General features: G+C 65.9%; 24 protein-coding genes and 2 tRNA genes. 1 reads left to right on the forward strand and 25 read right to left on the reverse strand.

Annotation, left to right across the window (positions count from 1 at the left end):
• Nucleotides 1–97: 97 nt before the first annotated feature.
• The 8 genes from truB to GN331_RS12525 form a co-directional block, all read right to left on the reverse strand.
• Nucleotides 98–1084, reverse strand: coding sequence for a tRNA pseudouridine(55) synthase TruB (gene truB / locus GN331_RS12490; protein ID WP_156642591.1), 987 nt, complete (start codon nt 1082–1084; stop codon nt 98–100).
• 5 nt (nt 1085–1089) lie between these two features.
• Nucleotides 1090–1458, reverse strand: a complete 369-nt coding sequence (rbfA, locus tag GN331_RS12495; RefSeq protein WP_156642592.1) for a 30S ribosome-binding factor RbfA — start codon at nt 1456–1458, stop codon at nt 1090–1092.
• An 18-nt stretch (nt 1459–1476) separates the two neighbouring features.
• Complete coding sequence (gene infB, locus GN331_RS12500) at nt 1477–4107, reverse strand: translation initiation factor IF-2 (RefSeq protein WP_156642593.1); 2631 nt, start codon at nt 4105–4107, stop codon at nt 1477–1479.
• An 87-nt stretch (nt 4108–4194) separates the two neighbouring features.
• On the reverse strand, nt 4195–5682 hold the full coding sequence (gene nusA, locus GN331_RS12505; RefSeq protein ID WP_156642594.1) for a transcription termination factor NusA: 1488 nt from the start codon (nt 5680–5682) through the stop codon (nt 4195–4197).
• Nucleotides 5683–5735: 53 nt separating this feature from the next.
• On the reverse strand, nt 5736–6278 hold the full coding sequence (gene rimP / locus GN331_RS12510; protein ID WP_156642919.1) for a ribosome maturation factor RimP: 543 nt from the start codon (nt 6276–6278) through the stop codon (nt 5736–5738).
• A 354-nt stretch (nt 6279–6632) separates the two neighbouring features.
• The gene (locus GN331_RS12515) at nt 6633–7040 is read right to left on the reverse strand and encodes a hypothetical protein (protein WP_156642595.1); all 408 of its coding nucleotides are present in this window, start codon (nt 7038–7040) and stop codon (nt 6633–6635) included.
• A gap of 105 nt (nt 7041–7145) precedes the next feature.
• Complete coding sequence (locus GN331_RS12520) at nt 7146–7586, reverse strand: addiction module antidote protein (protein ID WP_156642596.1); 441 nt, start codon at nt 7584–7586, stop codon at nt 7146–7148.
• An 18-nt stretch (nt 7587–7604) separates the two neighbouring features.
• On the reverse strand, nt 7605–7895 hold the full coding sequence (locus GN331_RS12525) for a type II toxin-antitoxin system RelE/ParE family toxin (RefSeq protein WP_156642597.1): 291 nt from the start codon (nt 7893–7895) through the stop codon (nt 7605–7607).
• A 204-nt stretch (nt 7896–8099) separates the two neighbouring features.
• On the opposite strand from GN331_RS12525, the gene GN331_RS12530 reads away from it, so the two are divergent.
• Nucleotides 8100–8330, forward strand: coding sequence for a hypothetical protein (locus tag GN331_RS12530; protein WP_156642598.1), 231 nt, complete (start codon nt 8100–8102; stop codon nt 8328–8330).
• A 79-nt stretch (nt 8331–8409) separates the two neighbouring features.
• On the opposite strand, the gene GN331_RS12535 is transcribed toward GN331_RS12530, so the two are convergent.
• The 17 genes from GN331_RS12535 to secG all read right to left on the reverse strand — a co-directional run bounded on the left by GN331_RS12535 (nt 8410) and on the right by secG (nt 24077).
• Nucleotides 8410–8486, reverse strand: a tRNA-Met gene (locus GN331_RS12535).
• Nucleotides 8487–8553: 67 nt separating this feature from the next.
• Nucleotides 8554–9996 (reverse strand): NADH-quinone oxidoreductase subunit NuoN, encoded by a 1443-nt coding sequence (gene nuoN / locus GN331_RS12540; RefSeq protein ID WP_156642599.1) that lies wholly within the window; start codon nt 9994–9996, stop codon nt 8554–8556.
• Nucleotides 9997–10009: 13 nt separating this feature from the next.
• A complete protein-coding gene (locus tag GN331_RS12545) occupies nt 10010–11521 on the reverse strand; it encodes an NADH-quinone oxidoreductase subunit M (protein WP_331713478.1) in 1512 nt (503 codons plus the stop codon).
• A gap of 34 nt (nt 11522–11555) precedes the next feature.
• A complete protein-coding gene (gene nuoL / locus GN331_RS12550) occupies nt 11556–13694 on the reverse strand; it encodes an NADH-quinone oxidoreductase subunit L (protein WP_156642601.1) in 2139 nt (712 codons plus the stop codon).
• A 3-nt stretch (nt 13695–13697) separates the two neighbouring features.
• The gene (nuoK, locus tag GN331_RS12555; protein WP_156642602.1) at nt 13698–14012 is read right to left on the reverse strand and encodes an NADH-quinone oxidoreductase subunit NuoK; all 315 of its coding nucleotides are present in this window, start codon (nt 14010–14012) and stop codon (nt 13698–13700) included.
• A complete protein-coding gene (locus GN331_RS12560) occupies nt 14009–14638 on the reverse strand; it encodes an NADH-quinone oxidoreductase subunit J (RefSeq protein ID WP_156642603.1) in 630 nt (209 codons plus the stop codon). The genes nuoK and GN331_RS12560 overlap by 4 nt, the downstream gene beginning before the upstream one ends.
• A 7-nt stretch (nt 14639–14645) precedes the next feature.
• Nucleotides 14646–15134 carry an NADH-quinone oxidoreductase subunit NuoI gene (gene nuoI / locus GN331_RS12565; RefSeq protein ID WP_156642604.1) on the reverse strand — a complete coding sequence of 163 codons (489 nt, stop codon included), beginning with the start codon at nt 15132–15134 and terminating at the stop codon, nt 14646–14648.
• 5 nt (nt 15135–15139) lie between these two features.
• Nucleotides 15140–16195, reverse strand: a complete 1056-nt coding sequence (nuoH, locus tag GN331_RS12570; RefSeq protein WP_156642605.1) for an NADH-quinone oxidoreductase subunit NuoH — start codon at nt 16193–16195, stop codon at nt 15140–15142.
• Entirely contained in the window at nt 16192–18426 is a 2235-nt protein-coding gene (gene nuoG / locus GN331_RS12575; protein ID WP_156642606.1) for an NADH-quinone oxidoreductase subunit NuoG, read from the reverse strand. Before nuoG ends, nuoH begins: the two co-directional genes overlap by 4 nt.
• Nucleotides 18423–19790 carry an NADH-quinone oxidoreductase subunit NuoF gene (nuoF, locus tag GN331_RS12580; protein WP_156642607.1) on the reverse strand — a complete coding sequence of 456 codons (1368 nt, stop codon included), beginning with the start codon at nt 19788–19790 and terminating at the stop codon, nt 18423–18425. The genes nuoG and nuoF overlap by 4 nt, the downstream gene beginning before the upstream one ends.
• A gap of 3 nt (nt 19791–19793) precedes the next feature.
• Nucleotides 19794–20321 carry an NADH-quinone oxidoreductase subunit NuoE gene (gene nuoE, locus GN331_RS12585; RefSeq protein WP_156642608.1) on the reverse strand — a complete coding sequence of 176 codons (528 nt, stop codon included), beginning with the start codon at nt 20319–20321 and terminating at the stop codon, nt 19794–19796.
• A 64-nt stretch (nt 20322–20385) separates the two neighbouring features.
• Complete coding sequence (locus GN331_RS12590; RefSeq protein ID WP_156642920.1) at nt 20386–21672, reverse strand: NADH-quinone oxidoreductase subunit D; 1287 nt, start codon at nt 21670–21672, stop codon at nt 20386–20388.
• Nucleotides 21673–21680: 8 nt separating this feature from the next.
• A complete protein-coding gene (locus GN331_RS12595; protein WP_156642609.1) occupies nt 21681–22403 on the reverse strand; it encodes an NADH-quinone oxidoreductase subunit C in 723 nt (240 codons plus the stop codon).
• Nucleotides 22400–23008 carry a NuoB/complex I 20 kDa subunit family protein gene (locus GN331_RS12600; RefSeq protein ID WP_231734492.1) on the reverse strand — a complete coding sequence of 203 codons (609 nt, stop codon included), beginning with the start codon at nt 23006–23008 and terminating at the stop codon, nt 22400–22402. The genes GN331_RS12595 and GN331_RS12600 overlap by 4 nt, the downstream gene beginning before the upstream one ends.
• Nucleotides 22999–23355, reverse strand: a complete 357-nt coding sequence (locus tag GN331_RS12605) for an NADH-quinone oxidoreductase subunit A (protein ID WP_331713479.1) — start codon at nt 23353–23355, stop codon at nt 22999–23001. The genes GN331_RS12600 and GN331_RS12605 overlap by 10 nt, the downstream gene beginning before the upstream one ends.
• A gap of 133 nt (nt 23356–23488) precedes the next feature.
• A tRNA-Leu gene (locus tag GN331_RS12610) sits at nt 23489–23573 on the reverse strand.
• A gap of 75 nt (nt 23574–23648) precedes the next feature.
• On the reverse strand, nt 23649–24077 hold the full coding sequence (gene secG, locus GN331_RS12615; RefSeq protein WP_156642611.1) for a preprotein translocase subunit SecG: 429 nt from the start codon (nt 24075–24077) through the stop codon (nt 23649–23651).
• Nucleotides 24078–24095 lie beyond the last annotated feature (18 nt).

Raw genomic sequence — 24095 nt, forward strand, 5'->3', positions numbered from 1 at the left:
CGCGACCGGTGCGCACCGCGTGCCCGCCTGTTGAGGGGACGATGAGGGTGTTGCGGGTGGAACGAATAGCCGCGGGATTGTAAGCCTCGCGACCCTTTCAGGACAAGGGTTTAGACACGATCGCCGGGGGTTGGCCGAGTGCTGCGGCCCACGTGAACAGGCGCTGCGGACGCAGCCGCCCTTCCCCGTCGACTTCGCCAAGGCCCAGCGCACGGCCGCCTTCGTCGTACAGGGCGACGCTGCCGGGCGTGGAGCGCAAGCCGGCCACCGTCTGCCCCTGCGCAAGGCGCTGGGCCTGCGCCTGGCTCACGCGCAATTCGGGCCATGAGGCCATGCCGGTTTCGATCGGCAGCAGGCAGGCATCGAGCATGCGTTCGCCGCGTTCGGCCAGTTCCTGCAGGGCTTCGAGCGTCCACATGCGCGGGTCGCGGAAGGGATCGACCCACAGCCGCCGCAGCTGCGCGACATGCGCGCCGCAGCCGAGCGCTTCGCCCAGGTCGCGCACGAGGCTGCGCACGTAGGTGCCCGAGCCGCATTCGACGTGGAGTCGAAGCAGCGGCATCTGGCCGTGCAGCAGGTCGGCGGAGGAGATGAGGTCGAAGGCGTGGACATCGACCGGGCGCGGCTCGACTTCCACGATTTCGCCGCGACGCGCGCGTGCATACAGCGGCTCGCCGCCGCGCTTGAGCGCCGAATAGATGGGTGGGCGCTGCATGACCTGCAGCCCGGTGAGCGTGCGAAGCGCCGCGTCGATGGCGCCGATGGTGAGGTGCGGCACCGGCCGTTCGCGCAATGGCTGGCCTTCGGCGTCGTCGGTGTCGGTGGTGATGCCCAGGTGCGCGACGGTTTCATACGCCTTGCGCGCGCCGAGCAGGCCGCCGGCGATCTTGGTCGCTTCCCCGAAACACACCGGCAGCAGGCCGGTCGCGAGCGGATCGAGGCTGCCGGTGTGGCCGGCCTTGTCCGCGCGGAACAGGTGCCGGACACGCTGCAGGGCCTGGTTGGAACTCAGGCCCTGCGGTTTGTCGAGCAAAAGGATTCCGTCGAGCTTGCGAAAGGTTCGCTTCGGCCCCGGCTGCTTCAAGCGGCTCAGGCCTCGTCGCCCTGGGTCGGAGTCGGGGCGTCGCGCAGGAGCTGATCGATGCGCTCGCCCTTGTCGACCGAATCGTCGTAATGGAAATGCAGCTCGGGCACGTGGCGCAGTTTCATCGCGCGTGCGAGTTGGTAGCGGATTTCCGGCGCGAGCGCCTTCAGCGCCTTCACCGTTTCCTTCGCCTTCTCCGGCTGCAGGACGGTGACGAACACCTTGGCGTGCGCCATGTCGCGCGTGACTTCGACGTCGGAAACGCTGGTCGACGCCAGGCCGTGCTCGCGCACGGCGTGGTGGACCAGCGTGCCCAGCTCGCGGCGGAGCTGGGCGGCGACGCGGTCGGTGCGATGGAAGCTTTTCTGCGCCATGCGGGCTGCGCGTACGCCTTACAGCGTGCGCTGCACCTCGATGCGCTCGAAGCATTCGATCTGGTCGCCCGGCTTGACGTCGTTGTACGCCTTGACGCCGATGCCGCACTCGGTGCCGTTGCGCACTTCGTCGACGTTTTCCTTGAAGCGGCGCAGCGATTCGAGCTCGCCTTCGAAGACCACGGTGTTGTCGCGCAACACGCGGATCGGCTTGGTGCGCTTGACCACGCCTTCGATGACCATGCAGCCGGCGACCGCACCGAACTTCGAGCTGCGGAACACGTCGCGGACTTCGGCGATGCCGATGATCTCTTCGCGGATCTCCTTGCCGAGCACGCCCGAGGCGATCTGCTTCACCTGGTCGATGACGTCGTAGATGATCGAGAAGTAACGCAGGTCGACGCCGTTGGATTCGATCACGCGGCGGGCCGAGGCATCGGCGCGCACGTTGAAGCCGATGATCGTCGCCTTCGAGGTCGCCGCCAGCGTGGCGTCGGACTCGGTGATGCCGCCCACGCCGCCGCCGATCACGTTGATGCGGATCTGCGCGTTCGACAAACCGGTGAGCGCTTCGCGCAAGGCCTGCACCGAACCCTGCACGTCGGCCTTGACCAACAGGTTGAGCGACTGCTGCGCAGCGCCCTCGCCCATCTGCGCCATGATGTCTTCCATGCGGTTGCCCGCCTGGCTGACGAGGCGCGATTCGCGACGCTTGGCATCGCGCTGCTGCGCGACGTCCTTCGCCAGACGCTCGTCTTCGACCACGGTGAAGTCGTCGCCGGCATCGGGCACGCCCGACAGGCCGAGCACCTGCACCGGGATCGACGGCGCCGCTTCCGGCACCTGCTTGCCCGTTTCGTCGAACAGCGCGCGCACGCGGCCGTACTGGATGCCGCACACCAGGTAATCGCCCTTGCGGAGCGTGCCCTGCTGCACGAGCACCGTCGCGACCGGGCCACGGCCCTTGTCGAGCGAGGACTCGATCACGGTGCCGCTGGCGCGGCCTTCGTAAACGGCCTTGAGTTCGAGAACTTCGGCCTGCAGCGAAATCGCATCGAGCAGGTTGTCGACGCCCTGGCCGGTCTTGGCGGAGAGCTCGACCATCTGCGTGTCGCCACCGAATTCTTCGGCGACGATGCCCTGCGCGAGCAGGTCGTTCTTGATGCGCAGCGGATCGGCGCCCGGCTTGTCGACCTTGTTCACCGCGACGATCAGCGGAACGCCCGCGGCCTTCGCGTGCTGCACCGCTTCGATCGTCTGCGGCATGACGCCGTCGTCGGCCGCGACCACGAGCACCACGATGTCGGTGATCTTTGCGCCGCGCGCACGCATCTGCGTGAACGCTGCGTGGCCCGGCGTGTCGAGGAAGCTGATCGTGCCGCGGTTGGTTTCGACGTGGTACGCGCCGATGTGCTGCGTGATGCCGCCGGCTTCGCCCGCGGCCACCTTGGTGCGACGGATGTAGTCGAGCAGCGAGGTCTTGCCGTGGTCGACGTGACCCATGATCGTGACGACCGGCGGGCGCGATTCCTTCTGGCCCAGCTGGTCTTCGGTGTGCGCGAGCAACACGTCTTCCACGTCGCCTGCATCGGCGTGCACGGCCTTGTGGCCGAGTTCCTCGGTGACGAGCACCGCGGTGTCGTGGTCGATGGACTGCGTGATCGTCGCCATGACGCCCATCTTGAACAGCTGCTTCACCACCTCGCCGCCCTTGAGCGCGAGCTTCTGGGCGAGGTCGCCCACGGTGATGGCGTCGCCGATGGTGATCTCGCGGACGATCGGCGCGGTCGGACGGGTGAAGCCCGTGCCGGTGCGCGACTGGTCGAGCGAGCGGCGCTGTTTCGGACGGCCGCGCGAAGCACCGCGACGCGCACGTTCCTGCGCGCTCAGGTGCAACTGGCCGGCGAAACGCGCGGCGTTGTCGTCGTCTTCGATCGACGTGACCATCGCGTGCGAGCCGCGGTTGGGGGCGGCATTGCCCTTGCCCTTGTGTGCGGCGGCCTTGTCGTCGACGCGCGGCGCCGGCGGCTTCGGGTGGCCATGGTGGCCGGCCTTCGGCTTGGCGGCTTCCTCGATGACGACGGCTTCGGCTGCGGCGGCGGCCGCCGCTGCGGCGGCCTGGCGTTCGCGCTCGGCGGCTTCTTCTTCGAGGCGCTTGCGCTCGTCGATGTCGGCCTTGCGCTTGGCGTCGGTCTCGGCCAGGCGCTGCTGCTCGCTGAGGTTGCGCTGCCGCGATTCCTCGAGCTTGCGCAGGATCTCGGCGCGCTCGGGATCGGCCTGCGCAATGGCGGCCTGTGCGGCAGGCGAACTATCGACCTGCGAGGCGCCGTCGGCGGGCTTGGTGTACGTGCGCTTCTGGCGAACCTCGACGGCCACGGTGCTCTTGGTGCGGCCGGAGGCGACCGTCACTTCCTGCACCTTGCGGCGGTTGAGCGTGATCTTCTTCGACGCGTCGCCTTCCTCGGCCGGGGTTTCGCCCTTGCCGTGCGTGCGCCGGAGGAAACCGAGGAGCTTCATCTTCTCGGTGCTGGTCACGACCTGGTCGGGACCGTTGAAGCTCATGCCCGCCTCGGACAGCTGCTCCAGCAGTTTCTCGACCGGTGTGTTCACCAGTTCGGCCAACTTGCGGATGGTGGTTTGCTGCGACATTCGGTGTCCGTTGGTGGCCCGGGGGATACAGCCCCGGGCTGGAAAGGGGGCGATTCTAGCGCGTGGGCCCGACAGGGCCCGGCGCCGTCATTCAAACCAGTGCTTGCGCGCTTCCATGATCAGGGCGGCCGCGCGCTCGGCGTCCATGTCTTCGATGTCGGTGATCTCGTCGACCGCCATGTCGGCCAGGTCGTCGCGCGTGCGGATGCCGCGCGAAGCCAGCACGTAGGCCGTCGCTTCGTCCATGCCCGCCAGCGAGAGCAGGTCCTGCGCCGGCTGGTGTTCGTCAAGTTCCTCTTCGACGGCGAGCGCTTCGTTGAGCAGCGCGTCGCGGGCACGGGCGCGGAGCTCTTCGACGATGTCTTCGTCGAAGCCTTCGACCGCCAGCAATTCGCCGACCGGCACGTACGCGATTTCCTCGACGGTGGTGAAGCCTTCGGACACGAGGATGCCGGCGATTTCTTCGTCGACCTCGAGCTTCTCCATGAACAACTGGCGCGCGTTGGTCTGCTCGGCTTCGCTCTTGGCCTGCACCTGGTCGGCCGTCATCACGTTGAGCTGCCAGCCCGTCAGGCGGCTGGCGAGGCGCACGTTCTGGCCGCCCTTGCCGATCGCCTGCGCGAGGCGGTCTTCGGCCACCGCCAGGTCCATCGAATGCTTTTCTTCATCGACGATGATCGACTGCACTTCGGCCGGCGCCATCGCGTTGATCACGAACTGCGCGCTGTTGTCGCTCCACAGGATGATGTCCACGCGCTCGCCGTTGAGCTCGTTGGACACGGCCTGCACGCGCGAACCGCGCATGCCGATGCACGCGCCGATCGGATCGGTGCGGTGGTCGTGCGCGAGCACGGCGATCTTGGCGCGGTCGCCCGGGTCGCGGGCGCATGCCTTGATTTCGACCAGGCCCTGGCCGACTTCCGGCACTTCGAGCTTGAACAGCTCGATCATGAATTCCGGCGCGGCGCGGCTGATGAACAGCTGCGGGCCGCGGGGCTCGCTACGCACGTCGTAGAGGTAGCCGCGGACGCGGTCGCCGGCGCGGAGCACGTCGCGCGGGATGCCCTTGTCCTTCGGGATGAAGGCTTCGGCGTTGCCGCCGAGGTCGACGAAGATGTTGCCGCGCTCGGCGCGCTTGACGATGCCGGTGACCAGCTCGCCGACGCGATCCTTCCACGCATCCACGACCTGCGCGCGCTCGGCTTCGCGCACGCGCTGCACGATCACCTGCTTGGCGGCCTGCGCGGCGATGCGGCCGAAGTCCGGGTTTTCGATCTGCTCTTCGATGTAGTCGCCGACTTCGGCGCCTTCGCTTTCGTCGACCGCATCCATCAGGCGAACCTGGCGATCGGGCGATTCCATGACGACGTCGTCCGCGACCACTTCCCAGCGACGATAGGTTTCGTAGTTGCCGTCCTTCGGGTCGATCTGCACGCGCACGAGCACGTCCTGGTCGTGGTAGCGCTTCTTCGCGGCGGACGCGAGCGCAGCCTCGATGGCCTCGAAGATCACCGATTCCGGCACGCCCTTTTCGTTGGCGACGGCGTCGACGACAAGCAGGAGTTCTTTCGACATGGTTGTTGTGTCTCTACGTCAAAGTTGAATGTGGTTCGCGCCTGCGGCGCGCGTTACTTCTTGTTCCCTTGTTTCTTGTTCGCGGGGCTCTTGCCGGGTTTCTTCGGCGCCATGCCCAGCGCTTCCCAATCGGGCACGAGCTTGGCCTTGTCGATGTTGTCGAACGCCACTTCGAACGGGTTGCCATCCACGTCGAAGACGATCGAATCGCCTTCGACCCTGTCGATGCGGCCCTGCAGGCGGCGGCGACCGTCCTGCGGCAGCTTCAGCCCGACCTTCGCCGACTGCCCGGCGAAGCGCGCGAAATGCGACGGCGCGAACAACGGGCGGTCGATGCCCGGCGACGACACCTCGAGGGTGTAGTTGCCGCTGATCGGGTCCTCGACATCGAGCTGCGCGGACACCTCGCGGCTCACCGATTCGCAGTCCTCGATGCCGACATTGCGTTCGGCCGATTCGGCCTGCGGCACGTCGATGTAAAGGCGCAACACCGCCCCGCCCGGCGAGGGCAGGTATTCGGCGCCCAGCAACTCCAGGCCCAACGACGCAACGGTCGGGGCGAGCAGCGCCGAGATTTCGTTCGCCTTGTCGGTCATAAGTGCGGCCATCCTCGCGGCAATCCAATTGCCCTGGGTCCGGCCGGGGCCGGAAAACAACAAGGGGCCCGTCGGGCCCCTTGTCAGCAGCGGGAACATGCATGAGATGCAAGCCCTACTGGATGTCGGCGCGGCGCACCCGCGATGCGGGGCAGCCAGCGAGCCCGGCGGTCTCCCTGAAAGAAAAAAGGCTCCGAGGAGCCCTTGATCGCCAGCGGAGACGCTGGTTGCGGAAGACGAGGTCTACCGCCTGGAACGCCGCACAGTGTAGGCCCGAACGCCGGGGGTGGCAAGCGCAAGCGGCCGTACCGCCGGGGGCGGCGGCCGTACCGGTTCAGCCGGAGGCGCCGGAGCTTAGAAGAAGGTCGATTCGAAGACGAGGACCACCATCACCATCAGGGCACCCATCGCGATCGCCCAGAGCGCCCCCGAGGTGGCGCTGCGGAAATCCGCGTCTCGCTCGTCCTCGCGCTCGGCCTGCAGCGAGCGCCAGAGTCCCCCATGGCGGTGGAGGACAGCCGTCTCCCAATTCGGAACCTCCTGCCGGCACGAGCCCATCAGCGCGTAGCGGCCGGTGAGCGAACCGCCGGTCCAGGAGCGCGTGCGGTGGTCGGCCACCGGACAGTGTTGGAAGGCCCACACCATGCCGTCGTAGTCGCACGCGACGTAGTCCGCCCACGGCGGCACATGGAAGCCGAAGGGACGTGCCCCACCGTGCAGGACGCTGGCGGGGAGGACGGGCGTGGTGGCATCGATTCGCATGCCAACGATGTATCGGGTGCGACGCCCCGCGTGCATCGTCCCGAAGGGCAACCGGATGCAGGCGCGGACGCATGCATTCCCGAAGCGGTCCGCGCGACGGCGCCCTCAGCGCTTTTTCGCGGCAGGTTTGCGTGCCTTCTTCGGCTTGATCGACGGCGCCTTTGCTTCCGCGCGCACGCCATACGCCGCCGGTGTTTGCATCACGCGCACGCGATTGGAATCGGAGCGCTTGTCCCTGGCCGCCGGCGTGTTGGCCACGACGCACACGCGGAAGCCGAGCGTGTCGAGCACGCGCGCAAGCGTGTCGAATGCAGGGTTGCCATCTTCGGCGAGCGCCTTGTAGAGGCTCGCGCGGGTGAGGCCCGTGCGATTGGCGAGTTCGCTCATGCCGCGCGCGCGGGCGACCTCGCCGATCGCCTTGAGGAAGAGCGCGGTGCCGCCTTCTTCGAAACAGTCGGTGAGGTAGTTGGCCATGACTTCGTCGCCGGCGAGATAACGGCCGACGTCGAAGCGGGAGGTGTGGAGCGTGTGGCTGTTGCTGGTCATTGCATCCTCCTTGTGCGTTCAGAGCGCGGCGGCGAGTGAGCGCGCGCGCAAGATGTCCCGCGACTGCGTGGACTTGTCTCCGCCGAGCAGCAATAAGGTGACCGTGCTGCCCTCTCGCACGAAATACAGCCGGTACCCCGGGCCGCCGTGGATCCTCGCTTCGAGGACGCGGCCCCCGACCGATTTGCAATCGCCGAAGTTGCCGTCCGCCATGTTTGCGATCCGTGCGAGCACCTTGGTCAATGCGCGATCGCCGACGAGACCATCGAGCCAATCGTCGAACACGGCGGTGGTTCGTATCTCGTACATGCACTGTATCCTTTGGGCGACATTGCGTCAACCATTGGAGACACCGGCTCCGACGCGACGCAACGTGCACAAAGCGTGCAGGACGCGTGATTCGCACACCGGGAACTGGTTCGGAAACCGCTCGCACGATGCGTCTCGCACGCGCGCCGCCATTTCTTCACGCCATCGATTCGATGTGCGCGCTTGAATTCCCGCATGGGCCGCATGGAACCGAAATTCGCACACGCCGTCGAAATCGGCAGGCGCGCCGCGCGCACGCTGCCCGACTCCACGTGGCGCGATGCATGGCTGCTGATCGCGGAAGCCTGGGTGCTCGACGAAACCGAACCGCTCGACGAAGCGATGCCCGCGATCCGCAAGGGCTGGTGGGATCAACGCAGCCAGCGTGCGTGCAAACAAGCGCGTGCGTTGCTCGATGCGATGCGCGTTGCCTGAAGCGCGCATCGCCTGAATCGAGGGTCTTTGATGCGCAAAAACAAAAACGGCGACCCGTTTCCGGATCGCCGTCGTTGTTTGGTAGCGGGGGCAGGATTTGAACCTGCGACCTTCGGGTTATGAGCCCGACGAGCTGCCAGACTGCTCCACCCCGCAGCAGGCCGCGCATTATGGTGAAGCCGCGCGAGGAATGCAACCCGTGCGATGCACGCGTTCTTCAGGATCAGCGGAACGCGGCCAGGCACCACGCCATCAGCGGGTTCCAGAAGATGCCGAGCACGAGCAGCAGCAACGCATTCGCGCCGAAGGTGACGCGCAACGGACGGTCGTCGCGCTCGCGGATGCCCTCGCCCACCGGTGCGTCGAAGTACATCACCTTGATCACGCGCAGGTAGTAGAACGCGCCGATCACCGCGAACACGATGCCCACGATCGCCAGCCACAGCATGTCGCCCTGCAGCGCGGCGCGCAGCACGACCAGCTTCGACCAGAAACCGAGGAACGGCGGCACGCCGGCGAGCGATGCCATCACGCACAGCACCAGGCCGGCCATCCAGGGGTTGCGCGCGTTGAGGCCCTTGAAGTCGTCGATCTCGTCGGCTTCGAAGCCCTTGCGCGACAGCACGACGATCGCGCCGAACGCCGCGGCCGACATGATCGCGTAGGTGATGGCGTAGAACATCGCCGACGCATACCCCTGCGGGCCACCACCGGCGAGGCCGAGGAACAGGAAGCCGACGTGCGAGATCGTCGAGTACGCGAGCATGCGCTTGAGGTTGCTCTGCGCCAGCGCGATCAGGTTGCCGATCGCGAGCGACGCGACCGCAAGGCCTGCGATCAGCACGCGCCATTCGGCGTCGAGCGGACCGGTGCCCAGTTCGAGCAGGCGGTAGGCCATGCCGAACGCGGCGATCTTCGGCGCCGAACCGATGAACAGCGTGATCGGCGTCGGCGCACCGTGGTAGACGTCCGGCAGCCACATGTGGAATGGCGCGGCCCCGAATTTGAAGGCGATGCCCGCGACCATGAACACCATGCCCGTCAGCAGCAGGCCGGGCGTCGCCGAGCCCATCGCTTCGCGCACGCTGAGCAGATCCAGCGAGCCGGTAGCGCCGTAGGTCAGCGACATGCCGTACAGCAACATGCCCGAGGCGAGCGAACCGAGCACGAAGTACTTCATCGCCGCTTCGGAAGCGAGCGGGCTGTCGCGATCGATCGCGACCAGCGCGTACTGGCACAGCGCCAGCATTTCCAGGCCGAGGTACACCATCACCAGGCTGCCCGCGGACACCATCAGCATCATGCCGGCGGTGGCGAACAACACCAGGACCGGCACTTCGCCCTTGTACAGGCCGCGCTCGCGCAGGAACGGCCAGATGTACACCAGCGACAGCGCCGACACGATGCAGGTGAAGAACTTCATGACGTCCGCCGCGATGTCGCGGATGAACATCCCGTTGAGCACCGTGCCCTGCCCGCCCGTGCCGAAGCCGATCATGCCGGCGACGACGGCCAGCACGACGATGCTCGCCACGTGCGTGATCCAGCGCTGGCGTTCGTCGAGGAACAGATCGAGCATCAGCAGCGCGAAGGCCGCGCCGACCAGCACCAGTTCGGGCAGCAGCGGCAGCAGTTCGGTGGCGTCGGGCATCGTCGTGGCGATCATGCGTAATCTCTAATCAGAGCTTGCTGGCCGCGAGCTGGCTCGCGAGCTGGGCGATGGAGGGTTCCATCAGGTCGGTCAGCGGCTTGGGATACACGCCAAGGGCCAGCACGCCGATCGCGAAGACGCCCAGCACGATCCATTCGCGCATGTTGATGTCTTCCAGTTCGGCGACGTGCGCGTTGGCCACCTCGCCGAAGATCACGCGCTTGACCAGCCACAACGTGTAGGCCGCGCCGAGGATCAGCGTGGTCGCCGCGCCGAAGGCGAGCAAGGGATGCTGCTGGAAGCTGGCGAGGATCACCATGAACTCGCCGATGAAACCCGAGGTGCCCGGCAGGCCCGAGTTGGCCATGCCGAACAACACCATGAACATCGCGAACCACGGCATCGTGTTCGCCACGCCGCCGTAGTCGCGGATCATGCGCGAATGCATGCGGTCGTACAGCACGCCGACGCAGGAGAACATCGCGCCGGAGATGAAGCCGTGCGAAATCATCTGCACCATCGCGCCCTGCAGGCCCAGGCGCGCGGCGTCCAGGTTGCCGGTGTCGCGCACGAGCGAGAAGGCGATGAACGTGCCCAGCGTGACGAAGCCCATGTGCGAGATCGACGAATACGCGATCAGCTTCTTCATGTCCTCCTGCACCAGCGCGACCAGGCCGATGTAGACGATGGCGATCAGCGACAGCGCGATCACCACCCACGCGAACTCGTGGCCGGCGTCGGGCACGATCGGCAGCGTGAACCGCAGGAAGCCGTATCCGCCGATCTTCAGCATGATCGCGGCCAGGATCACCGAGCCGCCGGTCGGCGCTTCCACGTGCGCATCCGGCAACCACGTGTGCACCGGGAACATCGGCACCTTGACCGAGAACGCGGCCAGGAACGCGAAGAACAACCACGCCTGCTCGCGCATCGTCAGCGGCAACGCGGCCATGTCCGCGAGCTGCCAGCTGCCGCCCTTCAGGTAGAGATAGATGATGCCGACCAGCATGAACACCGACCCGAGGAAGGTGTACAGGAAGAACTTGATCGATGCATACACGCGCCGCGGGCCGCCCCACACGCCGATGATGATGAACATCGGGATGAGCATCGCCTCGAAGAACACGTAGAACAGCATGGCGTCGAGCGCGCAGAACACGCCGATCATCAGGCCTTCGAGGATCAGGAACGCAGCGACGTACTGGTTGACGCGTTCGTCGATCGAGCCCCACGCGCCGATCAGCACCAGCACGGTGGTCAGCGTCGTCAGCCCGATCAGCGCGATCGAGATGCCGTCCGCGCCGAGCGCGTATCGGATGTCGTAGGCCGGGATCCACGCATGTTGTTCGACGAACTGCATGCTCGCGTTGGCCATGTCGAAGCCGCTGAACAGCGGGATCGACAGGCCCAGGCACAGCAGCGCCGTGCCGAGCGCCAGCCAGCGCGCGGCTTGCGCGCGTTGCTGCCCGAGCATCAGCGCGAGCGCGCCACCGAGGATCGGCAGCCAGATCAACAGACTCAGCAGGGGCGCGTTCGCCACGTGTTCGATTCCATGCAAGGTGGGCTCGGGGTCGTCAGACCCAGAACGTTTGGATCACCGCCAACAGCACGATCAATCCGACGATCATCGCGAAGGCGTAGTGGTACAGATAACCGGATTGGATCTGGCGCACGACGCCCGACACCAGCCCGACCACGCGGGCGCTGCCGTTCACCGCGACACCGTCGATCAGCTTCGAGTCGACCGCGCGCGAAGCCTGTCCGAGCGCAACGCCGCCGCCGGCGAAGCCGTCGATCCACAGGTCGTCCATGAAGTACTTGCGCTCCAGCACGCGGACCGGCCAGCGCAGCGCGTGCGCGATCTTGCCCGGCAGGTCGGTGCGGAACAGGTACAGGAACGTCGCGAGCGCGAAGCCCGCGAAGGCCAGCAGGAACGCCGGCGCCATGAAGCCATGCAGCGCGAACTGCAGCGGCCCGTGCCAGTGTTCGGCGGCGACCTTCGACAGCACGTCGTGTTCCGGCAGCACCTGGATCGCACCGGTGAAGTACGGCGCGATCTTCTCGTGGCCCTGCCAATCGGTGCCGAACAACATCGGGCCCGCGGTGAAGTAGCCGATGAGGATCGACGGGATCGCGAGCAGGATCAGCGGCAACGTCACCACCCACGGCGATTCGTGCGGCGTGTGCGCATGGCCGTGGTCGTCGTGCCCGTGTGCGTCGTCGTGCGCATCGTGCGAATGCGCGATCGCATCCTCGTGCTCGGTCGAATCCGCTTCCGGTGCGATGTAGTGGTCGGGCACCGGATCGTGGAAGCGTTCCTTGCCGTGGAAGGTCAGGTACAGCAGGCGGAAGCTGTAGAACGAGGTGACGAACGCGCCGAGCAGCACGGCCCAGTGCGCGTACGTCGCGACCCAGTTGTGCGCTTCGTGCGCATGCTCGGCCGCCGCCTCGATGATCGTGTCCTTCGAGAAGAAACCGCTGAAGAACGGCGTGCCGACCAGCGCCAGCGTGCCGATCACCATCGTCCAGTACGTGATGGGCATGTACTTCTTCAGGCCGCCCATCCGGCGCATGTCCTGCTCGTGGTGCATGCCGATGATCACCGAGCCCGCACCGAGGAACAGCAGCGCCTTGAAGAACGCGTGCGTCATCAGGTGGAACACGCCCGCCGAGTACGCCGACACGCCGAGCGCGACGGTCATGTAACCCAGCTGCGAGAGCGTGGAATACGCCACGACGCGCTTGATGTCGTTCTGCACCATGCCGATCAGGCCGGTCCAGAACGCGGTCGTCGCGCCGATGAACAACACGAAGTTCAGCGCCGCCGGCGAGAGCTCGAACAGCGGCGACATGCGCGCCACCATGAAGATGCCCGCGGTCACCATCGTCGCTGCGTGGATCAGCGCGGAGATCGGCGTCGGGCCTTCCATCGAATCGGGCAGCCACACGTGCAGCGGCACCTGCGCCGACTTGCCCATCGCACCGATGAACAGGCACACGCAGATCACCGTCGCGACCGACCAGGCGTGGCCCGGCAGGAACTCGAACACTTCACCGCCGCCGATCGTCGAGGCCGCGTTGGCGAACACCGTCGCGTAGTCCAGCGTGCCGAACCAGTACAGCACGCCCGCGATGCCCAGCAGGAAGCCGAAGTCGCCGACGCGGTTGACCAGGAAGGCCTTGAGGTTGGCGAAGATCGCCGACGGGCGCTTGAACCAGAACCCGATCAGCAGGTACGACACCAGGCCCACCGCTTCCCAGCCGAAGAACAGCTGCAGGAAGTTGTTGCTCATGACGAGCATGAGCATCGAGAAGGTGAACAGCGAGATGTAACTGAAGAACCGCTGGTAACCCGGGTCTTCGGACATGTAGCCGATCGTGTAGACGTGCACGAGCAGCGAGACGAAGGTCACCACGACCATCATCATCGCGGTCAGCTTGTCGACCATGAAGCCGATGTGCGCGTTGTAGCCGCCGATCTCGAACCACGTGTACAGGTTCTGGTTGAACGGCGCGGCGCCCTGCGACACCAGTTGCCACAGCACGTACATCGACAGCGCGCAGCTCAGCGCCACGCCCGCGATGGTCACGGTGTGCGAACCGGCACGGCCGATGCGGCGGCCGAACAGGCCGGCGAGGATCGCGCCGATCAGCGGCGCGAGGACGATCGCGACGAGCAGCGACTTCGAGAGGGTGAATTCAACGGCCGGCATCGGTCAGCCCTTCAAGGAGTCGATTTCGCCGACGTTGATCGTCCGGCGATTGCGGAACAGCGTCACGAGGATGGCCAGGCCGATCGCGGCTTCCGCCGCGGCCACCGTCAGGATGAAGAACACGAACACCTGCCCCGCCGCATCGCCCAGTTCGCGCGAGAACGCGACGAAGTTGATGTTGACCGCGAGCAGCATCAGCTCGATGCACATCAGCAGGACGATGACGTTCTTCCGGTTGAGGAAGATGCCCGCCACGCTGATGCAGAAAAGCGCGGCACCGAGGGCGAGGAAATGCCCGAGCGACAGCGAACCGATCATGGCGTGCCCTCCTCCGTCGTGGTGGCGGGTTTGGTGGCGTCCATCTTCACCATGCGCAGGCGATCGGACGCGCGCACGCGCGCCTGGTCGGCCGGATTCTGGTGCTTCACCCCGCCTCGGCGGCGCAGCGTGAGCATGACCGCCGCGACGACCGCGATGGTCAGGATCACCGCGGCCACTTCGAAGGGCAGCAGGAATTCCGTGAACAACGCCTTCGCCAGCCATGCGGTGTTGGAGAGGTCGGCGGCGGCCGCGGCGTCGGGCGCGAGCGGTGTCTGCACGAGCACCTTCACGCCGATCAGCATGCAGATCTCGACCAGCATCGCGATCGCGACGATCAGGCCGATGGGCAGGTAGCGCACGAAGCCTTCGCGCAACGGCGCGACGTCGATGTCGAGCATCATCACGACGAACAGGAACAGCACCATCACCGCGCCGACGTACACCAGGATCAGCGCGATGCCGAGGAACTCGGCGCCGGCCAGGATCCACGTGCAGGCGACCGAGAAGAAGGTCAGCACCAGCAGCAATGCGGCCTGCACCGGGTTGCGGACGCTGATGACGCCGATGCCCGCGGCGACGGCCATGGTGGCGAACAGATAGAACGTGAGGGTCGGGAAATCCATGGGCGCCTCAGCGATACGGTGCGTCGGCCGCGCGGCGCGCGGCGATCTCGGCTTCGAGGCGGTCGCCGATCGCCAGCAACTGCGGCTTGGTCACGATGTTCTGGCCGCGCTTGTCGAAGTAGTACTCGTGGATGTGCGTCTCGACGATCGAATCGACCGGGCACGACTCCTCGCAGAAGCCGCAGTAGATGCACTTGAACAGGTCGATGTCGTAGCGCGTGGTGCGGCGCGTGCCGTCTTCGCGCTGCTCCGAATCGATCGTGATCGCGAGCGCCGGGCACACGGCCTCGCACAGCTTGCAGGCGATGCAGCGCTCTTCCCCGTTGGGATAGCGGCGCAGCGCGTGCAGGCCGCGGAAGCGCGGGGACTGCGGCGTCTTTTCCATCGGGTACATCAGCGTGTACTTCGGACGGAACAGGTACTTGCCGGTGAGGAGCAGCCCCTGGGCGAGCTCGATCAGCAGCAGACTCTTGAGGAAGGAAACGATGCGAGTCATGCGCGTCACAGCCCCTTCGTGAACACGTTGAAGTGGACGAGCAGCGCAGTGACGAAGATCCACGCGATGGTGACCGGAATGAACACCTTCCAGCCCAGTCGCATGATCTGGTCGTAGCGGTAGCGCGGGAACGAGGCGCGGAACCAGATGAAGCAGCTCGCGAAGAAGAACACCTTCGGCGCCAGCCACCACCAGCCATCCGCGGACAGGAACGGGATGCCGAGGCCATGGAACGGGCTCAGCCAGCCGCCGAGGAAGAAGATCGCCGTCGTGACGCTGACGAGGATCATGTTCGCGTACTCGGCCAGGAAGAACAGCGCGAACTGCGAGCCGGAGTATTCGACCATGTGGCCGGCGACGATTTCCGATTCGCCTTCCACCACGTCGAACGGCGCGCGGTTGGTTTCCGCGACACCGGAGACGAAATAGATCACGAACAGCGGCAGCAGCGGCCACATGAACCACTCGAACATGCCCGCGTTACCCGCCTGCGCCATGACGATCTCCGTCAGGTTCAGGCTGCCCGCCGCGATGAGCACGCCGACCAGCGCGAAGCCCATGGCGATTTCGTAGGAGACGACCTGCGCCGCGGCGCGCATCGCGCCGAGGAAGGCGTACTTCGAGTTCGACGCCCAACCGGCGAGGATGATCCCGTACACACCGAGCGAGGTCATCGCCAGCAGGTACAACAGGCCCGCGTTCGCGTTCGACAGCACGAGCTGCGCGTCGAACGGGATGACCGCCCACGCCGCGAATGCCGGCACGAGCGTGATCAGCGGCGCGATGCGGTACAGGAAGGGCTGCGCCACGGTGGGCTGCACCACTTCCTTGAACAGCAACTTGAACACGTCGGCGAAGGCCTGGAGGATGCCCTTGCCGATGTACATCGGACCGTGGCGCACGTGCATCCAGCCGATCAGCTTGCGTTCCCAGACCACGTAGAACGCGACGGCCAGGATCACCGGCACGGCGATCAGCAGGATCTTGAGCACGATCCACAGCAGCAGGCCCATCGGCCCGAAGGCGACGAGCCAATCGCGGAAGGCGTCGACGTACATCATGCGCGGCTGACCTCCACGTTGCCCGAGAGCAGCGCGGCGGTCGCGCCATAGCCCGATTCCACCCATGCGCAACCGCGCGCGACCTTGTCGCTGATCGCGACCGGCAGCGTCGCCGTGCCCAGGGCGTTCTTCACTTTCGCCACGCCGTCGGCGTGCACGCCGGCCGCGCCCGCATCGTCCGGATGCAACACGATGCGCGGCCCCAGGTTAAGCGGATGCGCCTGCAGCGCGGCCGCGCGGCGCACGGTGGCGTCGCTGCGGTAGATCGCCTGCGAGGCGACGATGGCCAGGCCCGCACCGTGCGGCAACGCGTGCGCGGGCGCGGTGCCCTTCGCGACGACGACGTTGCGCAACGACAACCCCTTGCGCATGCCCGCGTAATCGGTGAAGTCGAAACCGGCGAGGCCGAGGTCCGCACCGAGTGCACGCAACACGCGCCAGCCGGCACGCGCTTCACCCGGCGCTTTACCGCCTGCGGTGAAGTGCTGCACGTAGCCATCGAGGTTGGTCAGCGAGCCTTCGTTTTCCGGCAGCGCGGCGATCGGGAGGATCACGTCGGCCACGGCGCGCGTGGATTCGCACGCGTAATGGCTGAAGGCGACGACCTGCGCGCCCGACAAGGCCTTGAGCGCGAGCGCCTGGTCGGCGAAGTCCAGGCCCGGTTCGATGCCGTAGATCACGTACGCGCTGCGCGCATCGGTGAGCATCGACTGCGTGTCGCGCGAGGCCGGCACCACGCCATGCTGCGACAGGCCCAGCGCGTTCGCGCCCTGCGGGATGCGGCACAGCTTGGCGTTGTTCGCCGAAGCGAAGCCGCGCGCTGCGGCACGGATCGCGCTCGCATGTTCGGAGGTTTCGGCGACGCCGCCGACGATCACCACGGCGCGCTGCGCGCCCGCGATGTCCACGCCGGCGAGCGCCGTGGCGAGTTCGGCCATGGTCACGATCGTCTTGGACGCGACGTCGAACGCCACGTCGAAATCGACCGGATTGACCATGTGCACGCGCGCGCCCTTGCGCTGCGCCTTGCGCACGCGCTGGTGCAGCAGCGGCAACTCGTGGCGCAGGTGCGAACCCACGATCACGATGACGTCGGCGTTGTCGATGTCGGCCACCGGCATCGCGAACGGTTCGGCGACCGCGGCGTCGGACAGATCGCGCTGCGCGAGGCGATGGTCGAGATTGCCGGTGCCGAGGCCTTCGGCGAGGCGCGCAAGCAAGGCGCCCTCCTCGTTCGAGGTGGCCGGGTGCACGAGGATGCCCAGCTGGTCGCCGCCGTTGTCGCGCAGGATCTTCGCGGCCTTGGCCAGCGCTTCTTCCCAGCTGGTTTCGCGCCAGTCGTTGCCGTCGCGGACCATCGGCTTGGCGGCGCGATCCTGCGCGTACAAACCCTGGTGCGCGTAACGATCGCGGTCCGACAGCCAGCATTCGTTGACGACTTCGTTGTCGCGCGGCACGGTGCGCATGACTTCGCCGCGCCGCACGTGCAGGAACAGGTTGCTGTGCAGCGCATCGGAGAAGCCGAGCGATTCGCGCGCGACCAGTTCCCACGGACGCGCGCGGAAACGGAACACCTTGTTGGTCAGCGCGCCGACCGGGCACACGTCGATGACGTTGCCCGAAAGCTCGGTCGTCAGCGGCTTGCCGTCGTACGTGCCGATCTGCAGGTTCTCGCCGCGCATCATGCCGCCGAGCTCGTAGGTGCCGGCGACTTCCGCCGTGAAGCGCACGCAGCGCGTGCACTGGATGCAGCGCGTCATGTCGCTGGCGACGAGCGGACCGAAATCCTCGTCGGCGATCACGCGCTTGCGCTCGGAGAAGCGCGAGACCGAACGGCCGTAACCCAGCGAGAGATCCTGCAGTTCGCACTCGCCGCCCTGGTCGCAGATCGGGCAATCGAGCGGATGGTTGATCAGCAGGAACTCCATCACGTTGCGCTGCGACTTCAACGCCTTGTCGCTGCGCGTGATCACCTTCATGCCGTCCATGACCGGCGTGGCGCACGCGGGCGCCGGCTTCGGCATCTTCTCGACTTCGACCAGGCACATGCGGCAGTTGGCCGCGATGCTCAGCTTGTCGTGGTAACAGAAGCGCGGGATCGGAATGCCGGCCTTGTCGGCGGCGGCGATGATCATCGAGCCCTTCGGCGCGGTCATCGCGACGCCGTCGATCTCGATGGCGACGTGGCCTTCCGGCACGACGGGCTTGATATCGGATTCGACGGCGCTCATGCGGCCACACCTTGCTTGGCGACGACGGTCCCGGCGCGCTGGTCATCGACCAGGAAACGCCCGTTGACGATCGCGTATTCGAATTCGTCCCAGAAATGGTGCAGGAAGCCCTGCACCGGCCACGCGGCGGCTTCGCCGAACGCGCAGATGGTGTGGCCTTCGATCTGCCCCGCGGCGGCACGCAACATCTGGAGATCGTCCAGCGTCGCCTGCTTTTCCACGATGCGCGTCAGCATGCGGTACATCCAGCCGGTGCCTTCGCGGCACGGCGTGCATTGGCCGCAACTTTCCTTGAAGTAGAAGCGCGCGATGCGTTGGCACGCACGCACCATGCAGGTGGTTTCGTCCATCACGATGACCGCGCCCGAGCCCAGGCCCGAACCGGCCTTCTGGATCGAGTCGTAATCCATCGTGCAGGCCATCATCGCGTCGGCCGGCAAGACCTTCATCGACGAACCGCCGGGGATGACCGCCTTCAATTTGTGCCCGCTGCGGATGCCGCCGGCGAGCTGCAGCAAATCGGCGAACGACGTGCCCAGGCGGATTTCGTAATTGCCCGGCTTGGCGACATGGCCCGAGACCGAGAACACCTTGGGGCCGCCGTTGTTCGGCTTGCCGAGGTTGAGGAACCATTCGGCGCCGTTGCGCACGATCGCCGGCACCGACGCGTAGGTCTCGGTGTTGTTGATCGTGGTCGGCTTGCCGTACAGGCCGAAGTTGGCCGGGAACGGCGGCTTGTAGCGCGGCTGCCCCTTCTTGCCTTCGAGCGATTCCATCAGCGCGGTTTCTTCGCCGCAGATGTACGCGCCGGCGCCGAGCACGTTGTACATGTCGATATCGACGCCGCTGCCGAGCAGGTTCTTGCCGAGCCAACCGTTGGCGTAGGCCTCGCGCGTCGCCTCTTCCAGGTGTTCGAAGGGCTCGTGGTGGAATTCACCGCGCAGGTAGTTGTACGCCGCCGGCGAACCGGTCGCGTAGCACGCGATCGCCATGCCCTCGATCACCGCATGCGGGTTGTAGCGCAGGATGTCGCGATCCTTTGCCGTACCGGGTTCGGATTCGTCGGAGTTGCACAGGATGTACTTGATGCCCGGACCCTTCGGCATGAAGGACCACTTCAGGCCGGTCGGGAAGCCCGCGCCGCCGCGGCCGCGCAGGCCCGAGGCCTTGACCATTTCGATCACGGCAGCGGGTTCGATTTTTTCTTCGAGAATCTTGCGAAGCGCGGCATACCCGCCCGTCTTCAAATAATTCTCGTACGACCACGGCTTGTCGAAGTGCAGCGTCGTGTAGACGACGTTGTGCTCCTGCGGCGCGGGGCCGACGGGACCGGTGGGATCCGAATAGTGGCTATGCCCTGCCATGCGTTACTCCAGGCCGTCCAGGAGCTCGTCGACCTTCTGGGTCGTGAGCTGCTCGTGGTAGTGGCCATTGATCACCATCATCGGCGCGCCGCAGCACGCGGCCAGGCACTCTTCTTCGCGCTTGAGGAAGATGCGGCCGTCGCTCGTGCTTTCGCCGAGCTTGCAGCCGAGCTTCTTCTCCGCGTGCGCGACCAGGTCTTCGGCGCCATTGAGCCAGCAGCTGATGTTCGTGCAGAAGGCGACGTTGTTGCGGCCGACCTGTTGCGTTTCGAACATCGAGTAGAACGTGGCGACTTCATACGCCCACACCGGCGGAATCGACAGGTACTTCGCCACCGCGGCGATGAGTTCGTCGGTCAGCCAGCCGCCGTTCTGTTCCTGCGCAGCGTGCAAACCCTGCAGCACGGCCGACCGCTTGCGGTCCTCCGGGAACTTGGTGAGCCAGTGATCGATGTGCGCACGCGTGGCGTCCGACAGCACCTGCTGCGGATCGACGTTGCGCGCGTTCTCGAAATTGCCGGTCGCTCTCATCGGTTATGCCTTGCTCGAAACTGTCTGGCTGGGTCTTGGTACGCAAGCGCCGATCGCACTGCGATCAGCGGTCGATCTCGCCGAACACCACGTCGTACGTACCGATCATCGCGACGACGTCGGCCAGCATGTGGCCACGCACGACGTGGTCCATCGACGAAAGGTGCGCGAAGCCCGGTGCGCGCAACTTGCAGCGGAACGGCTTGTTGGCGCCGTCGCTGACCAGGTACACGCCGAACTCGCCCTTCGGGGCTTCCACCGCGGAGTACGTTTCCCCTGCCGGGACGCAATACCCTTCGGTGAACAGCTTGAAGTGGTGGATCAGGGCTTCCATGTCGTCCTTCATCTCCTCGCGGGAGGGAGGCGCGACCTTGTAGTTGTCCAGCATCACCGGGCCGGGGTTGGCCTTCAGCCACTTCAGGCACTGCTGGATGATGCGGGTGGACTGGCGCATTTCGGCGACGCGCACGAGGTAACGGTCGTAGCAGTCGCCGTTGGTGCCGAGCGGAATGTCGAAGTCGACTTCGGCGTACTTCGCGTAGGGCTGCTTCTTGCGCAGGTCCCAGGCGAGGCCGGAGCCACGCACCATCGGACCGCTCATGCCCCACGCGAGCGCGTCTTCCGGCGAGATCACACCGATGCCGACGGTGCGCTGCTTCCAGATGCGGTTCTCGGTGAGCAGCGTCTCGTACTCGTCGACGCGCTTCGGGAAATCTTCGGCGAAGCGCTCGAGGTAATCGATCATCGAGCCTTCGCGCCACTCGTTGAAACGCTTGAGCTTCTGGCCCTTGCGCCACGGCGACTCGCGATACTTCGGCATGTGGTCCGGCAGATCGCGATACACGCCGCCCGGACGGTAGTACGTGGCGTGCATGCGCGCGCCCGACACCGCCTCGTAGACGTCCATCAATTCTTCGCGTTCGCGGAAGGCGTACAGGAATACCGCCATCGCGCCGAGGTCGAGCGCATTGGAACCCACCCACATCAGGTGGTTCAGGATGCGCGTGATCTCGTCGAACATCGTCCGGATCCACTGCGCGCGTTCCGGTGCTTCGATGCCGAGCAAGGTTTCGATGCCGCGCACGTAGGCGTGCTCGTTGCACATCATCGAAACGTAATCCAGTCGATCCATGTAACCGATCGACTGGTTGAAGGGCTTGGATTCGACCAGCTTCTCGGTGCCGCGATGCAGCAGGCCGATGTGCGGATCGGCGCGTTGCACGATTTCGCCGTCCATCTCGAGGATGAGGCGAAGCACGCCGTGCGCAGCCGGATGCTGCGGGCCGAAGTTTAGCGTGTAGTTGCGGATCTCGGCGTTGTTCAGGCCCGAGGTGTTCGCGGGAATCTGCATCTGGGCGCTCACTTGCGCGCCTCCTTCTCTTCACCGGCAGCGGTGGCGTAACGCGCGTCGTCGCGGATCACGCGCGGCACGCCGACACGCGGCTCCACCGACGTGACGGGCTCGTACACCACGCGCTGGCGCTCGCTGTCGTAGCGGACTTCGACGTTGCCGATCAGCGGGAAATCCTTGCGGAACGGATGGCCGACGAAACCGTAGTCGGTGAGGATGCGGCGCAGATCCGGATGTCCTTCGAACAGGATGCCGTACATGTCGAAGGCTTCGCGTTCGAACCAGTTCACGCCCGGGTACAGGTCGACGATCGAGGCGATCACCGGCAGCGTGTCGTCCGCGCAGAACGCGCGCACGCTCAGGCGCTGGTTGTGCTGCATCGACAACAATTGCGCGACGACGGCGAAACGACGGTTCGGCGCGGGTTCTTCCTGCAGGCCGCTGGGTTGCTCGCCCCACTTGAAGCGGCCCGGACCACGGCCTTCAACGCCGCGGCTGAAGCCTTCGGACGACACGTCGGTGGTGTCCCACTCGTCGTTGCCGTAACCGAGGTAGTCGACGCCGCTGACGTCCATGCACAGTTCGAAACCGAAGGTGTCGCGCAACTCGCTGCACGCGACGTGCCATGCATCGGGAAGCACTTCGAGCGTGATCTCGTTGCGCGGAAGCGCGACGGTCACGACCGCGTCGGCGAAGTGCGCGCGCAGGCGCTCGACGAAGGCGGTGCTCATGCGATGACGCCCTGCGTGCCGGACGCGTCGCGCGGTGCTTCGCGCTTCGTCGAGAACGGCGAGGATTCGTTGCGGCGGATCTTCTTCTGCAACTGCAGGATGCCGTAGACGAGCGCTTCGGCCGTCGGCGGGCAACCCGGCACGTAGATGTCGACCGGCACGATGCGATCGCAACCGCGCACGACCGCGTAGGAATAGTGGTAGTAACCGCCACCGTTCGCGCAGCTGCCCATCGAGATGACCCACTTCGGGTCGGGCATCTGGTCGTAGACCTTGCGCAACGCGGGCGCCATCTTGTTGACCAGCGTGCCGGCCACGATCATCACGTCGGACTGGCGCGGCGAAGGACGGAACACGACACCGTAACGGTCCAGGTCCAGGCGCGCGGCGCCGGCATGCATCATTTCCACCGCGCAGCACGCAAGACCGAAGGTCATCGGCCACATCGAACCGGTGCGCGCCCAATTCCACAGCGCGTCGAAGCTCGTGGTGACGAAGCCCTGCTCGAGCAGCGGGTTCTCGCCTTCCGGGCGCAGGATGTCGCCGACGCGATCATCGGGCAGCGGGTTGTGCATCAACCCCGAGACGGTCTGGATCACTCCCATTCCAGTGCACCCTTCTTCCAGACGTAAATGAAACCGATGACCAGCAGCGCGAGGAACACGCCCATCTCGACCAGGCCGAACACCCCGAGTTCGCGGAACACCAGCGCCCACGGGAAGATGAAGGCGATTTCCAGATCGAAGACGATGAAGAGGATCGCGATCAGGTAATAGCGCACGTCGAACTGCATGCGCGCGTCTTCGAATGCGTTGAAGCCGCACTCGTAAGGCGACAATTTTTCCGCACTGGGACGCTTGGGCCCGAGCACGTTGCCCACGACGATCAGGGCGATACCGATGCCGAGGGCAACGATCAGGAACAGCAGGGTCGGCAGATATTCAGCCAGCACGCTCGGACCTCTTGATAGCCTCGTGCGCAGGGGGCGTACACGAGCCGGCTATTGTAGCGGGCCGTGTACGAAGACAACCACCCTTCACGTACTTATGAGTACAAAAAAACCCGCCGAAGCGGGTTTTTTTGTTTGGTGCCCAAGGGGGGACTCGAACCCCCACGACCTAAGCCGCTACCACCTCAAGGTAGTGCGTCTACCAATTCCGCCACCTGGGCAATCAGGTCCCGCATCGCGCATCGCGCGCTGCGGAGTTCGACATTGTATGTCGGATCAATCGTGTTGCGAAGCCGTTACTTCGTGGTCGCCGGTGCCGGCGCGGCAGGCACCGCAGTGTTGGCCGCAGGCGCCGCGGTGTTCGCGGCAGGCGCCACCGGCACGGCCGTGTTGGCCGGCTGCTGCGCGGGTGCCACGGCCGGAGCCGTCGGAACGCCGGACATCAGGCCGAGGTCGTTCTGCGCCTGCTGCGCTTCGGCCGGCGCCTTCACGCTGTGCGTGAAATTCCAACCCATGAACAGGGCGATGCCGAAGAAGGTGATCGCGAGCCACTTGGTGCTCTTCGACAGGAAGTTGCCCGCGCCGCGCGAACCGAACACCGTCGCCGACGCACCCGCGCCGAAACCGGAACCGGCCTGCGCACCAGCGCCGCGCTGCATCAGGATGAGCACGATCATCGCGACCGCGATGAGCACGTACAGCACGTTGAGGATCGTCATCAACATCGGGAAGGGAACTCTGCC

This window comes from Noviluteimonas gilva, from assembly GCF_009740395.1.
Classification (GTDB): Bacteria; Pseudomonadota; Gammaproteobacteria; order Xanthomonadales; family Xanthomonadaceae; genus Noviluteimonas; species Noviluteimonas gilva.

What these genes read in the sequence shown, in the direction of transcription:
- rbfA (WP_156642592.1), bottom strand. Translation starts at nt 1,458, where the DNA reads ATGGCGCAGAAAAGCTTCCATCGCACCGACCGCGTCGCCGCCCAGCTC.
- infB (WP_156642593.1), bottom strand. Translation starts at nt 4,107, where the DNA reads ATGTCGCAGCAAACCACCATCCGCAAGTTGGCCGAACTGGTGAACACA.
- nusA (WP_156642594.1), bottom strand. Translation starts at nt 5,682, where the DNA reads ATGTCGAAAGAACTCCTGCTTGTCGTCGACGCCGTCGCCAACGAAAAG.
- rimP (WP_156642919.1), bottom strand. Translation starts at nt 6,278, where the DNA reads ATGACCGACAAGGCGAACGAAATCTCGGCGCTGCTCGCCCCGACCGTT.
- GN331_RS12515 (WP_156642595.1), bottom strand. Translation starts at nt 7,040, where the DNA reads ATGCGAATCGATGCCACCACGCCCGTCCTCCCCGCCAGCGTCCTGCAC.
- GN331_RS12520 (WP_156642596.1), bottom strand. Translation starts at nt 7,586, where the DNA reads ATGACCAGCAACAGCCACACGCTCCACACCTCCCGCTTCGACGTCGGC.
- GN331_RS12525 (WP_156642597.1), bottom strand. Translation starts at nt 7,895, where the DNA reads ATGTACGAGATACGAACCACCGCCGTGTTCGACGATTGGCTCGATGGT.
- GN331_RS12530 (WP_156642598.1), top strand. Translation starts at nt 8,100, where the DNA reads ATGGAACCGAAATTCGCACACGCCGTCGAAATCGGCAGGCGCGCCGCG.
- nuoN (WP_156642599.1), bottom strand. Translation starts at nt 9,996, where the DNA reads ATGATCGCCACGACGATGCCCGACGCCACCGAACTGCTGCCGCTGCTG.
- nuoL (WP_156642601.1), bottom strand. Translation starts at nt 13,694, where the DNA reads ATGCCGGCCGTTGAATTCACCCTCTCGAAGTCGCTGCTCGTCGCGATC.
- nuoK (WP_156642602.1), bottom strand. Translation starts at nt 14,012, where the DNA reads ATGATCGGTTCGCTGTCGCTCGGGCATTTCCTCGCCCTCGGTGCCGCG.
- GN331_RS12560 (WP_156642603.1), bottom strand. Translation starts at nt 14,638, where the DNA reads ATGGATTTCCCGACCCTCACGTTCTATCTGTTCGCCACCATGGCCGTC.
- nuoI (WP_156642604.1), bottom strand. Translation starts at nt 15,134, where the DNA reads ATGACTCGCATCGTTTCCTTCCTCAAGAGTCTGCTGCTGATCGAGCTC.
- nuoH (WP_156642605.1), bottom strand. Translation starts at nt 16,195, where the DNA reads ATGATGTACGTCGACGCCTTCCGCGATTGGCTCGTCGCCTTCGGGCCG.
- nuoG (WP_156642606.1), bottom strand. Translation starts at nt 18,426, where the DNA reads ATGAGCGCCGTCGAATCCGATATCAAGCCCGTCGTGCCGGAAGGCCAC.
- nuoF (WP_156642607.1), bottom strand. Translation starts at nt 19,790, where the DNA reads ATGGCAGGGCATAGCCACTATTCGGATCCCACCGGTCCCGTCGGCCCC.
- nuoE (WP_156642608.1), bottom strand. Translation starts at nt 20,321, where the DNA reads ATGAGAGCGACCGGCAATTTCGAGAACGCGCGCAACGTCGATCCGCAG.
- GN331_RS12590 (WP_156642920.1), bottom strand. Translation starts at nt 21,672, where the DNA reads ATGCAGATTCCCGCGAACACCTCGGGCCTGAACAACGCCGAGATCCGC.
- GN331_RS12595 (WP_156642609.1), bottom strand. Translation starts at nt 22,403, where the DNA reads ATGAGCACCGCCTTCGTCGAGCGCCTGCGCGCGCACTTCGCCGACGCG.
- GN331_RS12600 (WP_231734492.1), bottom strand. Translation starts at nt 23,008, where the DNA reads ATGGGAGTGATCCAGACCGTCTCGGGGTTGATGCACAACCCGCTGCCC.
- secG (WP_156642611.1), bottom strand. Translation starts at nt 24,077, where the DNA reads ATGTTGATGACGATCCTCAACGTGCTGTACGTGCTCATCGCGGTCGCG.